Annotated in this window: 23 protein-coding genes; 17 read left to right on the top strand and 6 right to left on the bottom strand. The window is 74.7% G+C overall.

Features of this window, described 5'->3' with window-relative positions; translation table 11 throughout:
* Positions 1-65 precede the first annotated feature (65 nt).
* From HK417_RS03650 to HK417_RS03640, 3 genes are all read right to left on the bottom strand, one after another.
* Positions 66-929, bottom strand: coding sequence for an alpha/beta fold hydrolase (locus tag HK417_RS03650; protein ID WP_222263406.1), 864 nt, complete (start codon positions 927-929; stop codon positions 66-68).
* Positions 930-1034: 105 nt separating this feature from the next.
* Complete coding sequence (locus tag HK417_RS03645) at positions 1035-1526, bottom strand: hypothetical protein (RefSeq protein ID WP_222263405.1); 492 nt, start codon at positions 1524-1526, stop codon at positions 1035-1037.
* A gap of 53 nt (positions 1527-1579) precedes the next feature.
* Positions 1580-2719 carry a uroporphyrinogen-III synthase gene (locus tag HK417_RS03640; RefSeq protein WP_222263402.1) on the bottom strand — a complete coding sequence of 380 codons (1140 nt, stop codon included), beginning with the start codon at positions 2717-2719 and terminating at the stop codon, positions 1580-1582.
* Positions 2720-2803: 84 nt separating this feature from the next.
* Between HK417_RS03640 and HK417_RS03635 the strand changes: the two genes are divergently transcribed.
* From HK417_RS03635 to HK417_RS03615, 5 genes are all read left to right on the top strand, one after another.
* Complete coding sequence (locus HK417_RS03635; RefSeq protein ID WP_308123342.1) at positions 2804-3298, top strand: PH domain-containing protein; 495 nt, start codon at positions 2804-2806, stop codon at positions 3296-3298.
* 279 nt (positions 3299-3577) lie between these two features.
* The gene (infC, locus tag HK417_RS03630; RefSeq protein ID WP_222263399.1) at positions 3578-4213 is read left to right on the top strand and encodes a translation initiation factor IF-3; all 636 of its coding nucleotides are present in this window, start codon (positions 3578-3580) and stop codon (positions 4211-4213) included.
* Positions 4214-4344: 131 nt separating this feature from the next.
* On the top strand, positions 4345-4539 hold the full coding sequence (rpmI, locus tag HK417_RS03625; protein WP_222263397.1) for a 50S ribosomal protein L35: 195 nt from the start codon (positions 4345-4347) through the stop codon (positions 4537-4539).
* A 32-nt stretch (positions 4540-4571) separates the two neighbouring features.
* Entirely contained in the window at positions 4572-4961 is a 390-nt protein-coding gene (rplT, locus tag HK417_RS03620) for a 50S ribosomal protein L20 (RefSeq protein WP_222263395.1), read from the top strand.
* Positions 4958-5854 carry a TrmH family RNA methyltransferase gene (locus HK417_RS03615; RefSeq protein WP_306433751.1) on the top strand — a complete coding sequence of 299 codons (897 nt, stop codon included), beginning with the start codon at positions 4958-4960 and terminating at the stop codon, positions 5852-5854. The genes rplT and HK417_RS03615 overlap by 4 nt, the downstream gene beginning before the upstream one ends.
* A gap of 90 nt (positions 5855-5944) precedes the next feature.
* Here HK417_RS03615 and HK417_RS03610 read toward each other — a convergent pair whose 3' ends face one another.
* Entirely contained in the window at positions 5945-6787 is an 843-nt protein-coding gene (locus HK417_RS03610; RefSeq protein ID WP_222263393.1) for an EamA family transporter, read from the bottom strand.
* Between the two features lie 134 nt (positions 6788-6921).
* Between HK417_RS03610 and pheS the strand changes: the two genes are divergently transcribed.
* Genes pheS through HK417_RS03595 form a run of 3 tightly spaced genes read left to right on the top strand, consistent with a single transcriptional unit; the run spans position 6922 to position 11297 of the window.
* On the top strand, positions 6922-7989 hold the full coding sequence (pheS, locus tag HK417_RS03605) for a phenylalanine--tRNA ligase subunit alpha (RefSeq protein WP_222263391.1): 1068 nt from the start codon (positions 6922-6924) through the stop codon (positions 7987-7989).
* 28 nt (positions 7990-8017) lie between these two features.
* The gene (gene pheT, locus HK417_RS03600; RefSeq protein WP_222263389.1) at positions 8018-10486 is read left to right on the top strand and encodes a phenylalanine--tRNA ligase subunit beta; all 2469 of its coding nucleotides are present in this window, start codon (positions 8018-8020) and stop codon (positions 10484-10486) included.
* Positions 10479-11297 (top strand): SDR family NAD(P)-dependent oxidoreductase, encoded by an 819-nt coding sequence (locus HK417_RS03595; RefSeq protein ID WP_222263387.1) that lies wholly within the window; start codon positions 10479-10481, stop codon positions 11295-11297. The genes pheT and HK417_RS03595 overlap by 8 nt, the downstream gene beginning before the upstream one ends.
* Positions 11298-11311: 14 nt before the next feature.
* Here HK417_RS03595 and HK417_RS03590 read toward each other — a convergent pair whose 3' ends face one another.
* Together HK417_RS03590 and HK417_RS03585 are read right to left on the bottom strand one after the other, a co-directional pair.
* Positions 11312-11641 carry an STAS domain-containing protein gene (locus HK417_RS03590; protein WP_222263385.1) on the bottom strand — a complete coding sequence of 110 codons (330 nt, stop codon included), beginning with the start codon at positions 11639-11641 and terminating at the stop codon, positions 11312-11314.
* Between the two features lie 93 nt (positions 11642-11734).
* The gene (locus HK417_RS03585) at positions 11735-12148 is read right to left on the bottom strand and encodes a VOC family protein (protein ID WP_261325816.1); all 414 of its coding nucleotides are present in this window, start codon (positions 12146-12148) and stop codon (positions 11735-11737) included.
* Between the two features lie 96 nt (positions 12149-12244).
* On the opposite strand from HK417_RS03585, the gene argC reads away from it, so the two are divergent.
* The 9 genes from argC (at position 12245) to tyrS (ending at position 21553) form a co-directional block, all read left to right on the top strand.
* Complete coding sequence (gene argC, locus HK417_RS03580) at positions 12245-13285, top strand: N-acetyl-gamma-glutamyl-phosphate reductase (protein WP_222263384.1); 1041 nt, start codon at positions 12245-12247, stop codon at positions 13283-13285.
* Positions 13286-13361: 76 nt separating this feature from the next.
* Positions 13362-14513 (top strand): bifunctional glutamate N-acetyltransferase/amino-acid acetyltransferase ArgJ, encoded by a 1152-nt coding sequence (gene argJ, locus HK417_RS03575; RefSeq protein ID WP_222263381.1) that lies wholly within the window; start codon positions 13362-13364, stop codon positions 14511-14513.
* Positions 14510-15520: an acetylglutamate kinase gene (gene argB, locus HK417_RS03570; RefSeq protein WP_222263380.1), complete on the top strand. Its 1011-nt coding sequence runs from the start codon at positions 14510-14512 to the stop codon at positions 15518-15520. Before argJ ends, argB begins: the two co-directional genes overlap by 4 nt.
* The gene (locus HK417_RS03565; protein ID WP_222263378.1) at positions 15517-16701 is read left to right on the top strand and encodes an acetylornithine transaminase; all 1185 of its coding nucleotides are present in this window, start codon (positions 15517-15519) and stop codon (positions 16699-16701) included. The genes argB and HK417_RS03565 overlap by 4 nt, the downstream gene beginning before the upstream one ends.
* Positions 16698-17645 carry an ornithine carbamoyltransferase gene (argF, locus tag HK417_RS03560; RefSeq protein WP_222263376.1) on the top strand — a complete coding sequence of 316 codons (948 nt, stop codon included), beginning with the start codon at positions 16698-16700 and terminating at the stop codon, positions 17643-17645. Before HK417_RS03565 ends, argF begins: the two co-directional genes overlap by 4 nt.
* Positions 17642-18175, top strand: a complete 534-nt coding sequence (locus HK417_RS03555; RefSeq protein WP_222263375.1) for an arginine repressor — start codon at positions 17642-17644, stop codon at positions 18173-18175. The genes argF and HK417_RS03555 overlap by 4 nt, the downstream gene beginning before the upstream one ends.
* Positions 18175-19623 (top strand): argininosuccinate lyase, encoded by a 1449-nt coding sequence (gene argH / locus HK417_RS03550; protein WP_222263373.1) that lies wholly within the window; start codon positions 18175-18177, stop codon positions 19621-19623. The genes HK417_RS03555 and argH overlap by 1 nt, the downstream gene beginning before the upstream one ends.
* Positions 19587-20267 carry a DNA-3-methyladenine glycosylase gene (locus HK417_RS03545; protein WP_261325835.1) on the top strand — a complete coding sequence of 227 codons (681 nt, stop codon included), beginning with the start codon at positions 19587-19589 and terminating at the stop codon, positions 20265-20267. The genes argH and HK417_RS03545 overlap by 37 nt, the downstream gene beginning before the upstream one ends.
* Entirely contained in the window at positions 20264-21553 is a 1290-nt protein-coding gene (gene tyrS, locus HK417_RS03540) for a tyrosine--tRNA ligase (protein WP_222263372.1), read from the top strand. Before HK417_RS03545 ends, tyrS begins: the two co-directional genes overlap by 4 nt.
* The last annotated feature ends 404 nt before the right edge of the window (positions 21554-21957 follow it).

Raw genomic sequence — 21957 nt, 5'->3', positions numbered from 1 at the left:
GACCCTGCAGAGGGCTGGTCTGACGCCGCGGGGCGGGTCGCTGGTAGGCAGCCCGCCCCGCGGCGTCAGGGAGCGTCGGCCCGGCAGGCGTTGTCCACGACGGCCCGGACGAGCTGTGGCCACGCACCCCGCGGGAGGTCGTGCCCCATCCCGGGGACGAGCACCAGCCGCGCGCCGGGCACGGCCTCGGCCGTCGCCCGCCCACCGGACGGGTGGCACATCGGGTCCGCGGTGCCGTGCACCACGACCGTGGGCACCCGGACCTGGCGGAGCGCGTCGGTCCGGTCGCCGGCGGCGCGCACCGCCCGGTGCTGACGACGGCGGCCGTCCCGCGCCCGGGGGTCCCGCGCGAAGGCCAGGGCACTGATGCGGCGCAGCTCGTCGAGGTCCTGCGTGAAGCCGGTCGACCCGACGGACGCGAGGACCCGGACCCGGCGCTCGACCGCCTCCGCCCGGGTGCGGGGCGGCCGCGCGAGGAGGTGGCGCAGGACCCGCGGGGAGGTCCGGCCCACGCCGCGGCGGCCGGTGGTGGACATCAGCGAGGCCAGCGAGCTCATCCGGCCGGGCGAGCGGATGGCCATCGTCTGGGCGACCATGCCGCCCAGCGACGCCCCCACCACGTGCGCGGACCCGATCCCGAGGGCGTCGAGCAGGCCGACGGCGTCGTCGGCCATGTCCGCGACGGTGTAGCGCCCTCCCGGCAGGTGCGTCGAGCGGCCCGCGTCGCGGTTGTCGAACCGGATGACCCGGAAGCCCTCTGCGGCGAGCTGCCGGCAGAGGTCGTCGGGCCAGTGGACGAGCTGCATGCCGAGCCCCATGACCAGCAGCAGTGCAGGGTCCGCGCGGTTCCCGAACGCGTCCCAGCACAGGTGCAGCTCACCGACGGGCGTGAGCCGCGGCGGGTCGTGCAGGACGGGAGCGGCGTGCACGCCCGGACGGTCCCGCCCCCCGCAGGCGACGGTCAACCGAGATCCCCGGCTCGCCCTGGACCACCAGCGAGTGCCCCCGGAGCAGTCGACCCCGGTGCGACCCCGTCACCGGCCGGTCGGCCGGTCATCGGAGCCGGCGGCCGACCGGACCTGCTGCAACAGCGCACGGACGGCGACGGCGTGGCCTCCCGTGCCGATGACGGCGGCCCGGTAGACCCGTCCGGCCGTTCCCGGGAACTCGGCCCGGCTCTCGGCCCGGCACCTGGTGCCCTCGCCGGCGGGCTCGAAGCGGAACACGATGCCGTAGCGGGAGAACCGGTGCCGGCCCGCGACGACCAGCAGGTCCGGCGGGGCGGCCGACACGATGCGGAAGCCGGGGACCGAGGAGCCCACCCCCGGCCGGTCCCAGGCTCGGGTGGTGGCCGGCTCGCAGCCCAGCACCGCGGCGATCCGGCGGGCGCGCGGGCGGCCGAAGGCCGAGCCCAGCGCCCGGAGCACGGCGTCCCAGGCCGCGGCCGGCGGGCCGGACACGGTCACGGTGTGCTCGTCGATGCGCGGCAGGTCCGCGAATGGCGGGGTCGTGTCGTCGGCGGGCACGGCCGGACGCTACGGGCACGCGGCCGCGGACGGCGGGTCCGTGCTGTTCGCGGTCACACCGCCAGGCGGTAGCCCCGCTTGACCACGGTCTCCACCAGGGGCGCGCCGAGTGCCGCGCGCAGCCGGGTCACCGCCATCTCCACCGCGTGCGCGTCCCCGCCGCCGGACAGCTCGGTCAGCAGCTCCGGCCGGGAGACGACGACCCCCGGGCGCCGGGCCAGCGCGCGCAGCACCGCCATGGAGCCGGGCGGGAGCTCGACCATCCGGCCGTCGAGCACGACGGCGTGACCGCGCACCTGCAGCGTGTGGCCGCCGGAGGCCAGCACCGGGTGGCGCGCGGGGAGCTCGGCCACGACCGACCGGGCCAGCGCACCCAGCCGGGCCCGATCCGGCTGCACGGTGCGGAGCCCCGCGGCCTCCAGCGGCCCGGCGGTCACCGGTCCCACCGCGACCGGCAGGACCGCGTCGGCGAAGGCCGCCAGCACGCCAGGGAGCACGCCCTCCTCGTCGGCCATCTGCAGCAGGCTCGCCGCGGCGGGCGCGCTGGTGAAGGTGACCGCGTCCACCCCGCGCGTCGCGATCGTGGCCACCAGCCGGCGCAGCGGAGCGGTGTCCTCGGGCAGCACCCAGCGGTACACGGGCACGGTGAGGACGTCGGCGCCCGCGCGCTGCAGCCCGGCCACCAGCTCCGGTACCGGGTCACCGTGCAGCTGGACCGCGATCCGCCGTCCCGCCAGCCGGCCCTCCGCCCCGGACAGCAGGTGCTCGAGCACCTCCGCGGAGCTCTCCGACGGCGGCGACCAGGCGTCGACCAGGCCGCCACCCCGGATCGCGCCGCGCGCCTTGGGGCCGCGGGCCAGCACGCGGGCGGTCTGCAGGTGCTCGCGCAGCGGCAGGTCCCAGGCGTCGGCCGCCTCCAGCCAGCCGCGGAACCCGACGCCGGTGGTCGCCACGACCAGGTCGACCGGCTCGGCGAGCACCGCCTTGGTCGCGGCCACGAGCTCCGCGTCGTCGGAGAGCGGCACGATCCGGATCGCCGGGGCGTAGACGACCCGCGCGCCGCGCCGGTCGAGGAGCGCGCCGAGCTCCTCCCGCCGCCGGGCCGCGGTCACGGCCACCGTGTAGCCGGCCAGGGGCAGCAGCTCGTCGGCCGGGTCGTCCTCCGCCGGGGGGACGGGCGGGGTCTCGGTCACGTCCCCATGGTGCGTCCTGGATGTTCCGGACGTGTGACACCCCGCGGTCGGCCCCGGACCCGAGGGGCCGTGGACAATGGGGCGGTGCCGACCGCCTCCCCGTCCCCGACGGTCTCCGCGGTGCCCCGCCGCCTGCGCGTGATGACCTGGCTCGCCGCGATCGGGCTGGTGGCGGTCATGACGGTGGTCGCCGTCCTGCTCAAGTCCTCGACCACGGGGGTCGTCGCGTTCCGGACCGCCGACCAGGTGGCGATGGTCGGTCTCGGGCTGGCCATGGCGGCCGGGGTGCTGTGCCTGGGCCGGCCCCGGGTGGACGCCGACGCCGAGGGCATCCGGATCCAGAACATCCTCGTCGCCCACCAGCTGCCCTGGGCCGTGGTCCAGGCGGTCCGGTTCGACCGGCACTCCCCGTGGGTCACGTTGCTGCTCACCAACGACGACGAGGTGGCCGTCCTGGCCGTGCAGGCGTCCGACGGGGAGCGGGCCGTGGCCGCCGTCCGCGGGCTGCGGAGCCTGCTGGCCGCCCACCGCGAGGCCCACCCCGAACCGCGGGAGGACCTGCTGTACCCCCAGGAATGACGGACCGTCGGCGAGCGCTGTAACATGAGCGCGCCTCCCCCCGCTACACCGAGGCGCGAGAACCACCGGTGGCCCGGATCGCGAGTGAACGGCCACTGACCGAAGAGGAGCCCGCTCCCACCTGGTGCCGCACAGGCGCTCAGGTCCCCGGTCGTCGCAGGTCGGCCCGTCCGGCCCGCGCGACCACACGAGCACCCCGCCTGGGGGTGTCCTCGTGTGGTGTCCGGCGAGTGGGCCCCGTGAGCACCAGCTCACGGGGCCTTTGTCGTCGGTGGCCGGGTGGGCCAGCAGACTCCTCACCGCAGCAGCAGAGGAGAGGCCATCACCGAGCCCCGTATCAACGACCGTATCCGCGTCCCCGAGGTCCGCCTGGTCGGCCCGGAGGGCGAGCAGGTCGGCATCGTGCCGATCGGCGAGGCACTGCGGCTGGCGCAGGACAGCGAACTCGACCTGGTCGAGGTCGCCCCCATGGCGCGGCCGCCCGTCGTCAAGCTCATGGACTACGGGAAGTTCAAGTACGAAGCCGCGCAGAAGGCCCGCGAGGCCCGGCGCAACCAGGCGCTCACCGTCATCAAGGAGATGCGGCTGCGTCTGAAGATCGACCCGCACGACTACGAGACCAAGAAGGGCCACGTCGAGCGCTTCCTCAAGGGCGGCGACAAGGTCAAGATCACCGTGATGTTCCGCGGTCGCGAGCAGTCCCGGCCCGAGATGGGCTACCGGCTGCTGCAGCGGTTGGCGACGGACGTCTCCGAGCTGGGGGTGGTGGAGTCCAACCCCAAGCAGGACGGCCGGAACATGGTCATGGTGATCGCTCCGCACCGGAACCAGGCGGCGACGGACACGGCGCGGCGCTCCGCGAAGGTGGAGAAGCAGGCCGCAGCCGAGGCGCCGGAGCAGGCTCCGCCGGCCTGAGAAAGGACCCTCCTGCCCCCACCACTCGCAGGCTCGTGGCGGGACCCGGCAGGACGGCCGACCCCCGACGCATCCCGCGCGGCGCAGCTCGATGCTGCGCTGCGCCGGGCAGACACGAACAGGACCGAGAGATGCCGAAGAACAAGACCCACAAGGGCACGAGCAAGCGGGTGCGCGTCACCGGGACCGGCAAGCTCATGCGTGAGCAGGCCAACAACCAGCACAAGTTCGAGCACAAGTCAGGTCAGCACAAGCGCCGGCTCGAGGCCGACCAGGTGATCGCCCCCGCGGACACCCGGCGCCTCAAGAAGCTGCTCGGTCTCTGACCGCCCCGTAACGAGAAGACAGGAGCTCTCACGTGGCACGCGTGAAGCGGGCGGTCAACGCCCAGAAGAAGCGTCGTACGACCCTCGAGGCGGCCAGCGGGTACCGGGGCCAGCGGTCCCGGCTGTACCGCAAGGCCAAGGAGCAGATCCTCCACTCGGCCACCTACAACTACCGTGACCGCAAGGTCCGCAAGGGCGACTTCCGCAAGCTGTGGATCACCCGGATCAACGCCGCGGCCCGGCAGAACGACATGACCTACAACCGGTTCATGCAGGGCCTCAAGCTGGCCGGCATCGAGCTGGACCGCAAGGTCCTTGCCGAGCTCGCCGTCAACGAGCCGGCCACCTTCGCCTCGCTGGTGGGGTCCGCCCGGGCCGCGCTCGCCGCGAACCCCGAGGCGACGGGCCAGCAGGCCGCCTGACGGAGGACCCCGTTTCCCCTCACCCCGCGCACGCCGGCCGGCCCCGTCCCGAGGCTCGCGCCGAGCTCGCGAGGCGTGAGGCGGACGGGGTCCTTCCGCTGCTGACCGAGCGCTCCGGCCGCGTCGCCGCGGCCCGCAAGCTGACCCGGCGCAGCGGCCGGGACGCGGCGCACGCCTTCCTCGCCGAGGGGCGCCAGGCCGTCGTCGAGGCGCTCGCCGAGGCCGAGCGCGAGCCGGCCGCCGTCACCGAGGTCTTCGCCACCGAGACCGCGGCCGCGGCCCACCGCGACCTGCTCGCCGCCACGCGGGTGCCGGTGCACCTGGTGACCGAGAAGGCGGCCGCGTCGCTGTCGGAGACGGTCACCCCGCAGGGGCTGGTCGCGGTCTGCCGGCTGCGCGACGTCCCGGCCGACACCCTGGTCACCGACCCGCCGCGGCTGGCCGTGGCCCTGGCCGAGCTCAACGACCCCGGCAATGCCGGCACGGTGCTGCGGACCGCGGACGCCTGCGGGGCCGGCGCGGTGGTCTTCGGTGCCGGCTCGGCCGACCCGTACTCCGGCAAGGCCGTGCGCAGCAGCGCCGGCAGCCTGTTCCACGTCGACGTGGTGCGCGGCGCGCGGCTGGAGTCGCTGGCCGCCGACGTGCAGCGCGCGGGCGTCACGGTGCTGGCCGCCGACGGCGGGGGAGAGGTCGCCCTGGACGCGGCCGCCGACGAGGGACTGCTGGCCGCACCGGTGCTGTGGCTGTTTGGCAACGAGGCCCGCGGGCTGGCTCCCGAGCTGGCGGCGCTGGCCGACGCGCGGGTGCGGATCCCGATGCGTGGCCGGGCGGAGAGCCTCAACCTCTCGGTCGCGGCGTCGATCTGCCTGTACGCCACCCAGCTCGCCCAGTGAGCCGAAGGACAGCGCTGCCCCCCACCGCTCGCAGGCTCGCGGCGGAGCCCCGCAGCGGGGCCGCCCGCGGCCCGCAAGGAGGTGCCGCGTTCAGCTGGGCAGCGTGATGAGCACGACGGCGGCCACCGCCGTCCCGAGCCCCGTGACCTGGACCGCGGCGAGCCGCTCGCGGAGCACCATCTGGGCCAGCACGACGGTGCTGACCGGGTACAGCGAGGCGAGGACGCCGATGATCGCCAGCTGGCCGTCCTGCTGTGTCGCCAGCAGGAACAGCGCGTTGGCGCTCATGTCGCCGACCCCGGACACCGCCACGATCGGGAGTGCCGACCGGCCCACGCGCAGCGACCGTCGCCCGGCGGCCGCGATCGCCACCACGAGGACCACGGACGCCAGCCGGGTCGCGACCAGCGGGGTGAGCCCGGCGTCGCCGGAGGTGCGGTCCAGCAGGACGAAGAAGCAGCCGAACGCGCCGCCGGCGAGCAGGGCCGGCGCGAGGTCGGCCGGGCGCGCCGACCGCAACGCCGACAGGCCACCCTCGGCCGACACCAGCACCACCGCGACCAGGGCCAGCGCGATCCCCACGGCGGCCCAGGGGGCGATGCTGTTGCCGGCGAGGAGACCACCGAGGACCGGCACCGCCGCCGCGGTGACGGCGGTGACCGGAGCGACGACGCTCATCGTCCCGCGGGCCAGGGTGCGGAAGAAGACCATCAGCCCGGCGGCCCCGGCCAGCCCGGCGGCGGCGCCCCAGGCCAGGTCCGCCGTCGCCACGGGTCCGCCCAGCCAGGGGAGCAGGGCCAGCAACGCCAGCAGGCCGACCGCCTGGGAGAGCGCAACGACGCCGAACACCGACGCGCGCCGGCTGGCCAGCCCGCCGAGGAAGTCCGAGGCGCCGTAGACCGCGGCCGAGGCCAGTGCCAGCAGGACCGCCACGTCGACATCCTCGTCCGGGGCAGGCGCCGCCGTGTACCCGATCGGCCCCCTCACCCCGGCGCGGGGGCGCTGCCGGTGCTGCCCGGCGGAGCCCGGGCGCGGCCCCCGGGCTCTGCCGGGCAGAATGGCCTCCCGTGTCTGGCGCCAACGACCCGTACGACCCCAAGCAGGTGGCCGCGCTGTCCCCGGAGGCCCTCGACGCGGCGGTGACCGCGGCGACCGAGGCGTTCGCCTCCGCCGCCGACCTTGAGGCGCTGGCCGCCGTCCGGCCGGGGCACCTGGGTGACCGCGCACCGGTGCTGCTGGCCCGCCGCGAGCTGGGTGCGCTGCCGCCCGCTGCCCGTTCCGACGCCGGCAAGCGGGTCAACGCGGCGCGCGCGGCGATCACCGATGCCTACACCGCGCGGCTGGCTGTGCTGGAGGCGGAGCGCGACGAGCGGGTGCTCGCCGAGGAGCGGGTCGACGTCACGCTGCCGTGGGACCGCGCCCCGCGCGGCGCCCGGCACCCGCTGACCACGCTCACCGACCGGATCGCCGACGTCTTCGTCGGGATGGGCTACGAGGTGGCCGAGGGCCCGGAGCTCGAGGCCGAGTGGCTGAACTTCGACGCGCTCAACATCGGGCCCGACCACCCGTCGCGCTCGATGATGGACACCTTCTTCGTGGCGCCGGAGGACTCCGGCCTGGTGCTGCGCACCCACACCAGCCCGGTGCAGGCCCGTACGATGCTGGCCCGGAAGCCGCCGATCTACATCGTCGCCCCCGGCCGGGTGTACCGCACAGACGAACTGGACGCGACGCACCTGCCGGTGTTCCACCAGGTCGAGGGCCTGGCCGTCGACCGCGGCCTGACGATGGCCCACCTGCGCGGCACGCTGGACCACCTGGCGCGCCAGCTGTTCGGGCCGGACGCGCTGACCCGGTGGCGGCCGCACTACTTCCCGTTCACCGAGCCCTCCGGGGAGTTCGACGTCTGGTTCCCCGAGCACCGGGACGGCCCGCAGTGGGTCGAGTGGGGTGGCTGCGGGATGGTGAACCCGCGCGTGCTGCGCGCCTGCGGCATCGACCCCGACGAGTACACCGGCTTCGCCTTCGGCATGGGCATCGAGCGGGCGTTGCAGTTCCGCTCCGCGGTGTCGGACATGCACGACATCGCCGAGGGCGACGTCCGCTTCACGACCGCATTCGGAGTCGAGCAGTGACCAACCCTCACCTGGGAGAGGAAGCACAGTGAAGGTCCCGGTCAGCTGGCTGTCCGAGCACGTCGACCTCCCGGCCGGTATCACCGTCGAGGAGCTGGACACCGCCTTCGTACGGCTGGGGTTCGAGGTGGAGGACGTCGTCCGGCCACCGCAGACCACCGGGCCGCTCGTCGTGGGGCGGGTGCTGGAGATCGAGGAGCTCACCGGCTTCAAGAAGCCGATCCGGTACTGCCAGGTCGACGTCGGGAACGCCGAACCGCAGGGCGTCGTGTGCGGCGCGCGCAACTTCGCCGTCGGCGACCTGGTCGTCGTCGCGCTGCCCGGCGCGGTGCTGCCCGGGGACTTCGCCATCGCCGCGCGGACGACCTACGACCGCGTCTCCGAGGGGATGATCTGCTCGGTCCGGGAGCTCGGCATCGGGGAGGACCACGCCGGGATCCTGGTCATCGGCTCGGGCGAGGACGGCCCCGCGCCGGGCACCCCGGCCGCCGGCCTGCTCGGGTTGGACGACGTCGTGTTCGACCTGGAGGTCACCCCCGACCGCGGCTACGCCATGTCGCTGCGCGGCATCGCCCGCGACCTGGCCGGCGCGCTCGGCGTCGAGTGGCGCGATCCGGCTGCGCTGACCCCGCCCGCGTGGTCCGGGCAGCCGGGCTGGCAGGTCGCCGTGGCTGATCCGGACCGGTGCGACCGCTTCTCCATGCTCGCCATGGAGGGCCTCGACCCGGCCGCGGCCAGCCCGTGGGAGCTGCGCCGCCGGCTCGGCCAGTGCGGGGTCCGCAGCATCTCGCTGGCCGTCGACGTCACCAACTACGTGATGCTCGAGCTCGGCCAGCCGATGCACGCCTTCGACCGCGACACCGTCACCGGCCCCATCACCGTGCGACGGGCGGCGCCCGGGGAGCGGCTGATCACGCTGGACGGCGCGGACCGGGCGCTGGACCCCGACGACCTGCTGATCAGCGACGAGTCCGGGCCCATCGGGCTGGCCGGCGTGATGGGCGGCGCGTCCACCGAGATCGGCGACGGCACCACGAACCTGCTGCTGGAGGCCGCGCACTGGGAGCCGGCCGGGATCTCCCGCGGCGTCCGCCGGCACCGGCTGCCCAGCGAGGCGGCCAAGCGGTTCGAGCGCGGCACCGACCCGGAGGTCACCGTGATCGCGCTGGCCCGCGCGGCCGCTCTGCTGGCCGAGCACGGCAAGGCCACCGTCGTGGGTGCGCCGGTCGACCTGGACGTGCGCGGGCCGCGGCCGGTCATCGCCCTGGACGCCGGGCTGCCCAGCCGGATCGCCGGGGTCGCCTACCCGCCCTCGCAGGTCCTCGAGGCGCTCCAGGCGATCGGGGCCACGGTCGACGGCGACGGCGACGGCCTGGAGGTCACCCCGCCGTCCTGGCGCGGCGACCTGACCGACCCGGCCGACCTGGTGGAGGAGGTCGTCCGCTGGGTCGGCTACGACGACATCCCCTCCGTGCTGCCGACCGCGCCGCCCGGGCGGGGACTGACCGACGGGCAACGCCGCAAGCGCAGCATCGGCCGGGCGCTCGCCGACGCCGGGTACGTGGAGGCGCCCACCTTCCCGTTCATCGGGACGGCGCAGCTCGACGCGCTCGGCCTCGACGCGGACGACGAGCGCCGGCAGGTGATCACCGTGCGCAACCCGTTGTCCGAGGAGCTGCCGGCGCTGCGGACGACCCTGTTGCCCGGCCTGCTCGCCTCGCTGGCCCGCAACCTGGCCCGAGGCCAGCGCGACGTCGCCCTGTTCGAGCACGGCTCGGTGTTCCCCGGCGGGGAGCGGCGACCGGCTCCGCTGCCCGGTGTCGAGCACCGCCCGGACGACGAGACCCTGGCCGCGCTGCTCGGCGCGGTGCCGCCGCAGCCGTGGCACGTGGGCGTGGCGCTGGCCGGCCACCGCGAGCCCCGCGGCTGGTGGGGGCCCGGCCGGTCCGTGCTCTGGGCCGACGCCGTGCAGGCCGCGCGGGTCGTTGCGGAGGCCGCCGGCGTCGAGCTGACCGTCCGGGCGGCCGAGCGGGCGCCCTGGCACCCCGGCCGCTGCGCCGAGCTGCTCGTCGGCGGCCGGGTCGTCGGGTACGCCGGCGAGCTGCACCCGCGCGTCTGCTCGGCGCTGGACCTGCCCGCGCGCACCGCGGTGATGGAACTGGACGCCGACGCGTTCCCGGAGCACACCGTTCCGGTGGCGCCGTCGATCTCCACGTTCCCGCCGGTGCTCGTGGACCTGGCGCTCGTCGTCGGCGGCGAGGTGCCGGCCGCCGACGTGGCTGAAGCGGTCCGCGAGGGGGCGGGCGAGCTGCTGGAGGCCCTGCGGTTGTTCGACGTCTACACCGGGCCACCGGTGCCGAAGGGGGCGAAGTCATTGGCCTACGCGCTCACGTTGCGGGCCGCGGACCGGACGCTGACGCACGAGGAGGCCAACGCCGCCCGCGACGCGGCGGTCGCACTGGCCGCCGAGCGCACCGGGGCGGTCGTCCGTGGCTGAAGGAGGACCTGACCTCGGCGGGACCGTCGCGCTGGTCACCGGCGCCTCGGCCGGGATCGGCCGGTACCTGGTGCAGGGGCTGGCGGAGCGCGGCGCCGCCGTCGCCGGCATCGCCCGGTCCGCCGGCCGGCTGGAGCAGGCGATGGCCGAGGTGGCCCGGTCCACCGGCGCGCGGACCCTCGCCGTCCCCGCTGACGTGACCGACCGGGCCGCGGTCGAGGCGGCCGTCGCCCGCGTCACCGACGAGCTCGGGCCGGTCACCCTGCTGATCAACAACGCCGGGTCCATCGACGCGGCCGAGGTGCCGCTGTGGGAGACCGACCCCGACGACTGGTGGCAGGTGGTCGAGAGCCAGGTGCGCGGGCCGTACCTGGTATCGCGCGCCGTCGTCCCGGGCATGATCGCGGCCGGCGGTGGCCGGGTGATCGGGCTGGGCAGCGGGCTCGGGACGCGGGGCAGCGACGTCTACAGCGCGTACTCGGCCGGCAAGACCGCGCAGATGCGGATCACCGAGGCGATCGACCTGGCCGGGGCGGCGCACGGCGTGCGCGCCTTCGACCTAGCCCCCGGGGTCGTGGACACCGAGATGACCCGGGCGATGGCCATGCACGCGGGCCGCACCGAGTGGACCCGCCCGGAGGACGTTGTCGCGCTGGCCGTGGCGATCGCCGCCGGCGAGCTCGACCAGTGGTCCGGGCGCTTCTTCCGCGCAGGCGCCGACGACCTGGCCACCCTGCGGACGACGCCGCCTCCCGACGGGGCCCGCCAGCTCCGGCTGCGCCCCTACGGGGACACCGACCCGGTCGGCTGAGGCCGCCTCGGCCGTCACGGCACGGTGGCGAACAGCGGAGCCGCACCGGCGACCTCCACCATCCGCCGCACCGTGCGGGACGGCCGGCGCAGCTCGGGCACCTGTCCGGATCTGCGGGTCGTCTCGGTGGCGCGCACCAGCAGCCGCAACCCCCGGCAGTCCAGGAAGGTCGCAGCCGAGACGTCGACCGCCACCGGCGCGCGCCCGACCGTGGGGGCAGTCGCCTGCCAGGCGGCCACCACGAGGGAGTCCACCTCGCCACGCAGCCGCAGCACCGGCCCGCCGTCCTCCTCGACGAGGTCGATCCCCCCGGGCAGGCCCCCGAACTGCTCGACGTCCCCCATGGCCACGCTCCTCACCCCTGACCGGCACCGGTCGCCGGGTCGGGGACACCGTGCCCGAGGGGACCGACAGAACAGCTGTCAGCCACCCGTCGGTCAGCTGGGAGCGGAGGCGGTCGCCTCGGTCACCACGATGTGGTTGCCGTCCGGGTCGCGGAGCATGAACAGCAGCGGCGCGCCGGGGGTCTGCATCAGGTCGGCGTCCACGTCGACGTCGCCGCGGGCGACGAGCCGTGCGTGCTCGGCCCGCAGGTCGGTGCACTCGAGGCCGATCCCGCCGCCGCCGGGCGCGCCACCCATGGGCGGGTTGAGCGCCAGCCGCGCCCGCGATCCTGGAGGAGCCACCTCCAACCAGCGCATCTCGCCGTTCTCGCCGTACCGGTCGTCGCCGCGGACCTCGAAGCCGAGGACCTCGGTGTAGAAGGTGCGCGCGGCGTCCTGGTCGGACACGGTGAACATGGTGAGCGCCAGCTCGGTGATGGTCGTGGGCTGAGCCGTTGGAGTCGTCATGCCTTCCAGGACCGGGCCTCGGCCGAGAACTCATCGGCGGCGCGCTCGACTCGGCACCTACGTACGGTCATGCATGACCGTGTATGGTCATGCATCGTGAGCGACGGGCAGACGTGGACGGTCGGGGTCACCGGCGCCACCGGGTACGCGGGAGGCGAGGTGTGCCGGCTGCTGGCCGGGCACCCGGCGCTCCGGCTGACCGGGGTGCACGCCAACTCGAGTGCCGGCCGACGCCTCGGTGAGCTGCAGCCCCACCTGCTGCCGTACGCCGACCTCGAGGTGCGGCCGAGCTCCGCGGACGACCTGGCCGGCTACGACGTCGTCGTGCTGGCCCTCCCGCACGGGGAGTCGGCGGCGATCGCCGCGCAGCTGCCCGACGACGTCCTGGTCATCGACTGCGGCGCCGACCACCGGCTCAACGACCCGGCGGCCTGGGCGCGCTGGTACGGCGGCGAGCACGCCGGCTCCTGGCCCTACGGCCTGCCCGAGCTGCCCGGTCAGCGGGAGCAGCTGCAGGGCGCGCGGCGGATCGCCGTCCCCGGCTGCTACCCGACCTCGGTCACCCTCGCGATGGTGCCCGCGCTGGCCGCCGGGCTGGTCGACCCCGACGTCGTGGTGGTCGCCGCCTCCGGCACGTCCGGCGCCGGCAAGTCGGCCAAGCCGCACCTGCTCGGCAGCGAGGTCATGGGCTCGGTCAGCGCCTACGGCGTCGGCGGCGTCCACAGGCACACCCCGGAGATGGTGCAGAACCTGTCAGGGGCGGCCGGTAGGACGGTCCGCGTGAGCTTCACGCCGACGCTGGTCCCGATGAGCCGGGGCATCCTGGCGACCTGCTCGGCCCCGCTGGCACCGGGCGCCGACGCGGCGAGCGCCCGGGCCACCTACGAGAAGGCCTACGCCGACGAGCCGTTCGTGCACCTGCTGCCCGAGGGGCAGTGGCCGACCACGGCGCAGGTGCTCGGTGCCAACACCGCCGCACTGCAGGTCGCCGTCGACCCGGACGCCGGCCGGCTGGTCGTCGTCGCGGCGGTCGACAACCTCACCAAGGGCACCGCCGGCGCCGCCATCCAGTGCGCCAACCTGGCCCTGGGGTTGCCCGAGACGACCGGTCTCCCCGTCGTGGGGGTGGCCCCGTGAGCGAACAGGGGCATGAGCATCGCAGCGAGGAACGAGCGAGGAGCGGAGCGCCCCGCGGGAGCGAACGGAGGACATCGTGACCGTCACCGCGCCTCAGGGGTTCCGGGCGGCCGGCGTCGCCGCGGGGCTGAAGTCGTCGGGCGACCCGGACGTCGCCGTGGTCGTCAATGACGGTCCGGACGACGCCGCGGCCGCCGTCTTCACCACCAACCGCTTCCCGGCCGCCCCGGTCCAGTGGAGCCGGCAGGTGCTGCAGTCCGGCCGGGTGCGGGCCGTGGTCCTCAACTCCGGCGGGGCCAACGCCTGCACCGGTCCGGAGGGGTTCCAGGACACCCACGCCACCGCCGAGCACCTCGCCACCGAGCTCGGGATCGGCGCGATCGACGTGGCGGTGGCCTCCACCGGGCTGATCGGCGTCCGGCTGCCGATGGACAAGCTGCTGCCCGGCGTCACCGCCGCGGTGACCGGGCTCTCCGAGGACGGCGGCGCCGACGCGGCCCGGGCGATCATGACCACCGACTCGGTACCCAAGACGACCGTGCAGCACGGCGACGGCTGGACGATCGGCGGGATGGCCAAGGGCGCCGGCATGCTCGCACCCTCGCTGGCCACGATGCTCGTCGTCCTCACCACCGACGCCGTCGTCGACGCCGCCGTGCTGCAGACCGCCCTGAAGGCCGCGACCGGTGTGAGCGTCGAGCGGGTCGACTCCGATGGCTGCCTGTCCACCAACGACACCGTGATCGCGCTGGCCAACGGCGTAAGCGGGATCACCCCGCCCGCCGAGGAGTTCGCCGCCGCGCTCACCGCGGCGGCGACCGACCTGGCGATGCAGCTGCTCGCCGACGCCGAGGGCTCGACCAAGGACATCGCGATCACCGTCCGCAACGCGGCGAGCGTCGTGGACGCGCTGACTGCCGGCCGGGCCTGCGCACGCAACAACCTGCTCAAGACCGCGCTCTTCGGCAACGACCCCAACTGGGGCCGCGTGCTCGCCGCGATCGGCACCACCGACGCGGCGTTCCAGGCCGACCAGGTCGACGTGGCGATCAACGGGGTCACGGTGTGCCGGGGCGGCTCGATCGGTGACCCGCGGGAGGGCGTGGACCTCACCGGCCGGCAGATCACCATCGACGTCGACCTGAAGGCCGGCGCCGAGCAGGCGACCATCTGGACCAACGACCTGTCCATCGCCTACGTCCACGAGAACTCGGCCTACTCCACATGAGCAGCGACACGAACGCACAGGACCCGACCCCGCCGGACGTCGCCCTCGACGAGGCGGTGCCGGCCCGCAAGCGCACCGTCGGGACCCACCGGGTCATGCGGACCAACGACCCGGAGGGCGACGCGCAGAAAGTCGCCGTCCTCACCGAGGCCCTGCCGTGGCTGCGCGAGTTCCACGGCAACGTCGTCGTCGTGAAGTACGGCGGGCACGCCATGGTCGACGAGGAGTGCCGGCGCGCGTTCGCCGAGGACATGGTGTTCCTGCGCACCTGCGGCATCCGGCCGGTGGTCGTGCACGGCGGCGGGCCGCAGATCAGCGCGATGCTCAACCGGCTCGGCATCCCCAGCGAGTTCCGCGGCGGGCTCCGGGTGACCACGCCGGAGGCGATCGACGTGGTCCGGATGGTGCTCACCGGCCAGGTGGGCCCCGAGGTGGTCGGGCTGATCAACCAGCACGGTCCGCTGGCGGTGGGGCTCTCCGGTGAGGACGGCGGGCTGTTCACCGCCGCCCGCACCGCGGCGCTCGTCAACGGGGAGCCGGTGGACGTCGGCCTGGTCGGGGACGTGGTGGCGGTCGACCCCACCCCGGTGACCGCGCTGCTGGAGGCCGGGCACATCCCGGTCGTCGCCACCGTCGCCCCCGACTCGGACGGCGTCGTGCACAACGTCAACGCCGACACCGCGGCCGCGGCGCTGGCGGTGGCGCTGGGCGCGGTGAAGCTCGTCGTGCTCACCGACGTCGAGGGCCTGTACGCCAACTGGCCCGACCGCGACTCGCTGGTCGAGCAGATCGACGCCGCCGAGCTGTCCGAGATCCTGCCGACCCTGGACGCCGGGATGATCCCGAAGATGGCCGCCTGCCTGCGGGCGGTCGAGGGCGGGGTGAAGCGGGCGACCGTCGTCGACGGCCGGCTCCCGCACGCCCTGCTGCTGGAGATGTTCACCACCGAGGGGACCGGCACGATGGTCGTGCCGGCCCCGCCGACCGAGGAGGAGGCGACGGCATGACGCACACGGAGGAGCTGTCGGCCCGCTGGTCGGCGGTGATGATGAGCAACTACAAGACCCCGCCGGTGGCGCTCGCCCGGGGCGCCGGCGCAACCGTCTGGGACGTCGACGGCGGTGAGTACACCGACCTGCTGGGCGGCATCGCGACGACCATCCTCGGGCACGCGCACCCGAAGGTCGTCGAGGCGATCAGCACCCAGGCCGCGACGCTGGGGCACGTCTCGAACCTGGCGATGCACGAGCCCGGCGTCCGGCTGGCCGAGCGGCTGCTGGAGCTCGCCGGCCGCCCCGGCCGGGTCTTCTTCTGCAACTCCGGCGCCGAGGCCAACGAGGCCGCCTTCAAGATCAGCCGGCTCACCGGCCGGCCCGAGGTGGTGGCCGCGCTCGGTGCCTTCCACGGCCGGACGATGGGGTCGCTCGCGCTCACCGGCCAGCCGAGCAAGGCCGCCGCCTTCGGCCCGCTGCCCGGCGGTGTGCGGCACGTGCCCTACGGCGACGTCGACGCGCTGCAGCTCTCCGACCGGACGGCGATGGTGCTGCTCGAGCCGATGCTGGGGGAGGGCGGCGTGCTGCCCGCCCCGGCCGGCTACCTCGCCGCCGCCTCCTCGGCCGCGGCCGCGGCGGGTGCGCTGTTCGCCGTCGACGAGGTGCAGACGGGCACCGGCCGCACCGGTCACTGGTTCGCGCACCAAGCCGACGGCCTCCAGCCGGACGTGATCACGCTGGCCAAGTCGCTGGGCGGGGGGCTCCCGCTGGGTGCGCTGCTCGCGTTCGGCCAGGCCGCCGAGCTGTTGACGGCGGGCTCCCACGGCTCCACCTTCGGCGGCAACCCGATCGTCGCGGCCGCCGCCCTCGCGGTGCTGGACACGATCCGCGACGAGGGGCTGCTCGAGCGGGCCAAGGACATCGAGCACCGGGTCACCGCGGGCATCGAGGCGCTCGGCCACCCCGGGATCTCGGGGGTGCGGGGGCGGGGCGCGCTGCTCGGCGTCGTCCTCACCGCGCCGGTCGCCGCCGCCGTCGAGGCGCGGCTGCGGGCCGCCGGCTTCCTGACCAACGGGGTGGCGGCCGACGTCGTCCGGCTCGCCCCGCCGCTGGTCGTGACCGACGCCCAGCTCGATGCCTTCGTCGCCGCGCTGCCCGCGGCCCTCGACGCCGCGCTGCAGGAGGCTGGCCAGTGACCCGGCACTTCACCAAGGACGACGACCTCACCCCGGCCGAGCAGGTCGAGGTGCTCGCGCTCGCCGCCGAGCTCAAGGCGAACCGGCACACCGCCGCGGCGCCCACTCCGCTGCGCACGCCCAACGGCACGCCCCGGACCGTCGCGGTGCTGTTCGACAAGCCCTCCACCCGGACCCGGGTCAGCTTCTCCGTCGGCGTCACCGAGCTCGGCGGCCAGCCGCTGGTGATCGACGCCGGCGCCAGCCAGCTCGGCCGCGGCGAGCCGGTGGAGGACACCACCCGGGTGCTGGACCGGCAGGTCGCGGCGATCGTCTGGCGCACCTTCGGCCAGGACCGGCTGGAGGCCATGGCAACGACCAGCCGGGTCCCGGTGGTCAACGCGCTCACCGACGAGTACCACCCGTGCCAGATCCTCGCCGACCTGCTCACCGTGCAGGAGCGCCGCGGGCGGCTGGCCGGGCTCACCTTCAGCTACCTCGGCGACGGCGCCAACAACATGGCGCACAGCTACCTGCTCGGCGGGGCGCTGGCCGGCATGCACGTGCGGATCGGCTCCCCGGAGACCTTCCGGCCCGATCCGGCCGTCCTCAAGCGCGCCGCCGACATCGCCACGGAGACCGGCGGCTCGGTGCAGTGGACGGCGGACCCGTCCGCGGCCGCCGACGGCGCCGACGTCCTGGTCACCGACACCTGGGTGTCGATGGGTCAGGAGTCGGAGTACGAGACCCGGATCGCGCCGTTCCTGCCGTACGCGGTCGACGAGGCGGCGCTCGCCCGGGCGGCCGGCGACGCCGTGGTCCTGCACTGCCTGCCCGCCTACCGCGGCAAGGAGATCGCCGCCGCGGTGATCGACGGTCCGCAGAGTGCGGTGTGGGACGAGGCGGAGAACCGGCTGCACGCCCAGAAAGCCCTCCTGCTGTGGCTGCTGGAGCGGTCCCCGTGACCACTGCGGTGACCCGGTCGGCGCGGCACGCCCGGATCGTCGAGCTGATCCACGCCGGCCCGGTCACCTCGCAGACCCAGCTCGCCCGGCTGCTCGCCGAGTCGGGCGTCGAGGTCACCCAGGCCACGCTGTCGCGGGACCTCGAGGAGCTCGGCGCGGTGAAGCTGCGCGGCTCCGACGGTGCTCCGGCGTCCTACGTGCTGCCGCCGGAGAACGCCCCGCTCCGCCCGGCCCAGTCGGCCCCGCCCCGGCTGACCCGGCTGCTGGCCGACCTGCTCACCAGCGCGGAGGGCAGCGCCAACCTCGCCGTGCTCCGCACCCCGCCGGGGGCGGCGCAGTTCCTCGCCTCCGGGCTGGACAAGGTGGGACTCCCCGACGTGCTCGGCACGATCGCCGGCGACGACACCGTCCTGGTGATTGCGCGCGACCCCGACGGCGGCCCACGCCTGGCCGAACGGCTGCGCGCGTTCACCGAGCGCTCGCGGGCCGCCGCCTCTGTACCGCCCTACGCAGACGACGAAGAGAGCTGATGGTGAGCGAGACCGGAACCGCCCCGAGCCAGACCAGGCTGTGGGGCGGCCGCTTCGGCGGCGGGCCGTCCCCGGCGATGGCGGCCCTGTCCAAGTCCACCCACTTCGACTGGCGGCTGGCCCCGTTCGACCTGGCCGGCTCCCGGGCGCACGCCCGGGTGCTGCACCGGGCCGGGTTGCTCACCGAGGACGAGCTGGACCGGATGGTGGGCGCGCTCACCGAGCTGTCCGCCGAGGTGGCCGACGGCAGGTTCGTGGCGATCGAGTCCGACGAGGACGTGCACGAGGCCCTGGAGCGGGGGCTGACCGAGAAGCTCGGCGCCCTGGGCGGCAAGCTGCGCGCCGGCCGCAGCCGCAACGACCAGATCGCCACCGACCTGCGGCTGTACCTGCGGCACTCCGTGCGCGCGCTGGTCGCGGAGCTGGCGTCCCTGGAGTATGCGCTGGTCGGCCTCGCCGAGCGGTACGCCGACGTCGCCGCCCCGGGCATGACCCACCTGCAGCACGCCCAGCCGGTGCTCATCGCCCACCAGTTGCTCGCTCACGCGCACGCCTTCACCCGCGACGTCGACCGACTGCGCGACTGGGACCGGCGGACGGCGGTCAGCCCCTACGGTTCCGGCGCGCTGGCCGGCTCGTCGCTGCCGCTGGACCCCGACGCCGTGGCCGCGGAGCTCGGGTTCGACCGGGCGTCGGACAACTCGATCGACGGCGTGAGCGACCGCGACTTCGCCGCGGAGTTCTGCTTCGCCGCGGCGCTGATCGGCGTGCACCTCTCCCGGCTGGGGGAGGAGGTCGTGCTCTGGACGTCGACCGAGTTCGGCTGGGCCCGGCTCGACGACGCCTGGGCCACCGGGTCGTCGATCATGCCGCAGAAGAAGAACCCGGACATCGCCGAGCTGGCCCGCGGCAAGTCCGGCCGGTTCGTCGGCAACCTGACCGGGCTGCTCACCATGCTGAAGGGCCTCCCGCTGGCCTACGACCGCGACCTGCAGGAGGACAAGGAGCCGGTCTTCGACTCCATGGAGCAGCTGCTCCTGCTGCTCCCGGCGGTCACCGGGATGATCGCCACGCTGACGCTGCGCCCGGAGGTCCTGGAGGCCGCCGCGCCGCAGGGGTTCGCGCTGGCCACCGACGTCGCCGAGTGGCTGGTCCGCCAGGGTGTGCCGTTCCGCTCCGCGCACGAGATCAGCGGCGAGATGGTCGCCTTCTGCGAGCAGGCGGGCCTCGAGCTCGACCAGCTCGACGACGGGCAGCTGGCCGGCATCGACGAGCGGCTCACGCCCGACGTCCGGTCGGTGCTCTCCGTCCCCGGCGCGCTGGCGGCACGCAAGGCGCGCGGGGGGACGGCGCCCGAGCGGGTGGCCGGGCAGCTCGCGTCGCTCAAGGCGACCGCCACCGAGCACGCGGACTGGTCGGCGTCCTCACCGGTGGCGGCGGCACTCTGAGCGCTCCCGGCCCGCTGCTCACCGCCGGGGACCTCCTCGGGCCGGCCGAGATCGTCGCACCCGCCCTGCTCGGCTGCTGGGTGGTCACCGACCGGCCGGAGGGCCAGGTGGCCGTCCGGCTGACCGAGGTGGAGGCCTACACCGGCGACGGTTCGGATCCGGCGGCCCACTCGCACCGCGGCCCGACCCCGCGGGCGGCGATCATGTTCGGCCCGCCCGGACGGCTGTACGTCTACTTCAGCTACGGCGTCCACTGGTGCGCCAACGTCGTCGTCGGGCCGGACGGGACCGGGTCGGCGGTGCTGCTGCGGGCCGGGGAGGTGGTCGTGGGGGAGGACGTCGCCCGCTCTCGCCGTCCCGCCGCGCGGTCCGCCCGGGACCTGGCCCGCGGACCGGCCCGGCTCACCCAGACGCTGGCCATCGGGCCCGGCGACAGGGACGCCGACCTGCTCGACCCGGCGTCGACGGTGCGGCTGCACCGGGGACCGGCGCCGGACGCCGTGTCGGTCGGCCCCCGGGTGGGGATCAGCCTGGCCACCGAGTTGCCGTGGCGGTTCTGGGAGACCGGCGCACCGACGGTCAGCGTGTTCCGGGCGGGTGGGAAACCGCGCCGGAGCACCGCCGGGCAGGATGGACGCTCGTGAGCGACGTGATCGACGACCTGCACCGCCGTGGGCTGATCGCCCAGAGCACCGACGAGGAGGCGCTGCGGGCGCACCTCGCGGAGGGGCCGGTCACCTACTACTGCGGCTTCGACCCGACCGCGGAGAGCCTGCACGTCGGCCACCTGATCCAGTTCATGGTGCTGCGGGCGCTGCAGCGGGCCGGCCACCAGCCGATCGTGCTGGTGGGCGGCGCCACCGGACTGATCGGCGATCCGCGACCGACCTCGGAGCGGCAGCTCAACGACCCGGCCACCGTGGCCCAGTGGGTGGAGCGGATCCGTGGGCAAGTCGCGCCGTTCCTGGACCGGCCGGCCGCTGAGCAGGGCCTGCGGACGCCGATCTACGTCAACAACCTGGACTGGACCGCGCCGCTGTCGGCCATCGACTTCCTGCGCGACCTCGGCAAGCACTTCCGGGTCGGCAAGATGCTGGCCAAGGAGGCGGTGTCGGCGCGGCTGAACAGCGACGCCGGGATCAGCTACACCGAGTTCAGCTACCAGATCCTGCAGGCCAACGACTTCCGCGAGCTGTTCCTCCGGCACGGGTGCACGCTGCAGAGCGGTGGCTCGGACCAGTGGGGCAACATCACCGCGGGCGTGGACCTGGTCCGGCGGACCGAGAGCGCCGGCACCCACGCCCTGTCCACGCCGCTGATCACAACCGCGGACGGCAAGAAGATCGGGAAGACGGAGGGCGCCACCGTCTGGCTCGACCCCGAGCTCACCAGCCCGTACGCCTTCTTCCAGTACTGGCTGAACATCGACGACGTCGACGCCCGGAACTGGCTCCCGCTGTTCTCCGAGCGGCCGGCGGACGAGGTCGCGGCGTTGATCGCCGAGTCCGTCGAGCGCCCAGCGGCCCGCGCTGCGCAGCGTGCGCTCGCCGAGGAGCTCACCGGTCTCGTGCACGGTGAGGACGAGCTGCGCCAGGCCGAGGCGGCCGGCCGAGCCCTGTTCGGCCGGGACGACCTGTCGGCACTCGGCGAGCAGACGCTCGGTGCGGCGCTGCGCGAGGCGGGCAGCGTCACGGTCGACGGTGACGTTCCGACGATCGCCCAGCTGATGCAGCTGACCGGCCTGGTGTCGAGCCTCTCGGAGGCGCGCCGCACCGTGAAGGAGGGCGGCGCGTACCTCAACAACGAGCGCGTCGCGGATGCCGAGGCGGTGCCGGGGGAGGAGGACTGGCTGCCGGGTGGGTGGCTCGTCCTCCGGCGGGGGCGCCGGAACGTCGCCGGCGTCCAGCGCCCGGCTGCCCACCCGGCCTGAGGCCCCGGAACACGCGGGTCGGTGGGCCGGTTGGACCCGTCCGGAGACCCCACCAGGGCCTCTGCCTGTGTGAACACCGTGTCACGAGCGGGTTGCGGGCAGGTGGCGCTCGTCACCAGGGGCCCGGTTTGACAAGCCGAGCCACAGCCACGTAACTTTCTCTCTGCGCCGGGGACGACCGCGAGGCCGGGCCCGGACGCCGAGCAGGACAACACAAGCCGAAGACGACGGCCGAGAGGCCAGGTTCTCCGCGCGTCCGCTCCTTGAGAACTCAACAGCGTGCCGAAAGTCAGTGCCATGTAACAATTCCCCCATCCGGGGTCTTCGGATTCTGGTGGGTTCCTTTGGTTGATTGATATCGAGAGTGCCAATTCTCGGTTCTCGGCCATGGATTCAAGTTCATC

The organism is Modestobacter marinus (genome assembly GCF_019799945.1).
In the GTDB taxonomy this organism is placed as follows: domain Bacteria; phylum Actinomycetota; class Actinomycetes; order Mycobacteriales; family Geodermatophilaceae; genus Modestobacter; species Modestobacter marinus_B.
This window is presented reverse-complemented; position numbering and strand designations above follow the sequence as displayed.

Coding starts and splice junctions, on each gene's coding strand:
- rpmI (WP_222263397.1), top strand. CDS start 4,345: ATGCCGAAGAACAAGACCCACAAGGGCACGAGCAAGCGGGTGCGCGTC.
- HK417_RS03590 (WP_222263385.1), bottom strand. CDS start 11,641: ATGGGGGACGTCGAGCAGTTCGGGGGCCTGCCCGGGGGGATCGACCTC.
- HK417_RS03585 (WP_261325816.1), bottom strand. CDS start 12,148: ATGACGACTCCAACGGCTCAGCCCACGACCATCACCGAGCTGGCGCTC.
- argB (WP_222263380.1), top strand. CDS start 14,510: ATGAGCAGCGACACGAACGCACAGGACCCGACCCCGCCGGACGTCGCC.
- HK417_RS03565 (WP_222263378.1), top strand. CDS start 15,517: ATGACGCACACGGAGGAGCTGTCGGCCCGCTGGTCGGCGGTGATGATG.
- argH (WP_222263373.1), top strand. CDS start 18,175: ATGGTGAGCGAGACCGGAACCGCCCCGAGCCAGACCAGGCTGTGGGGC.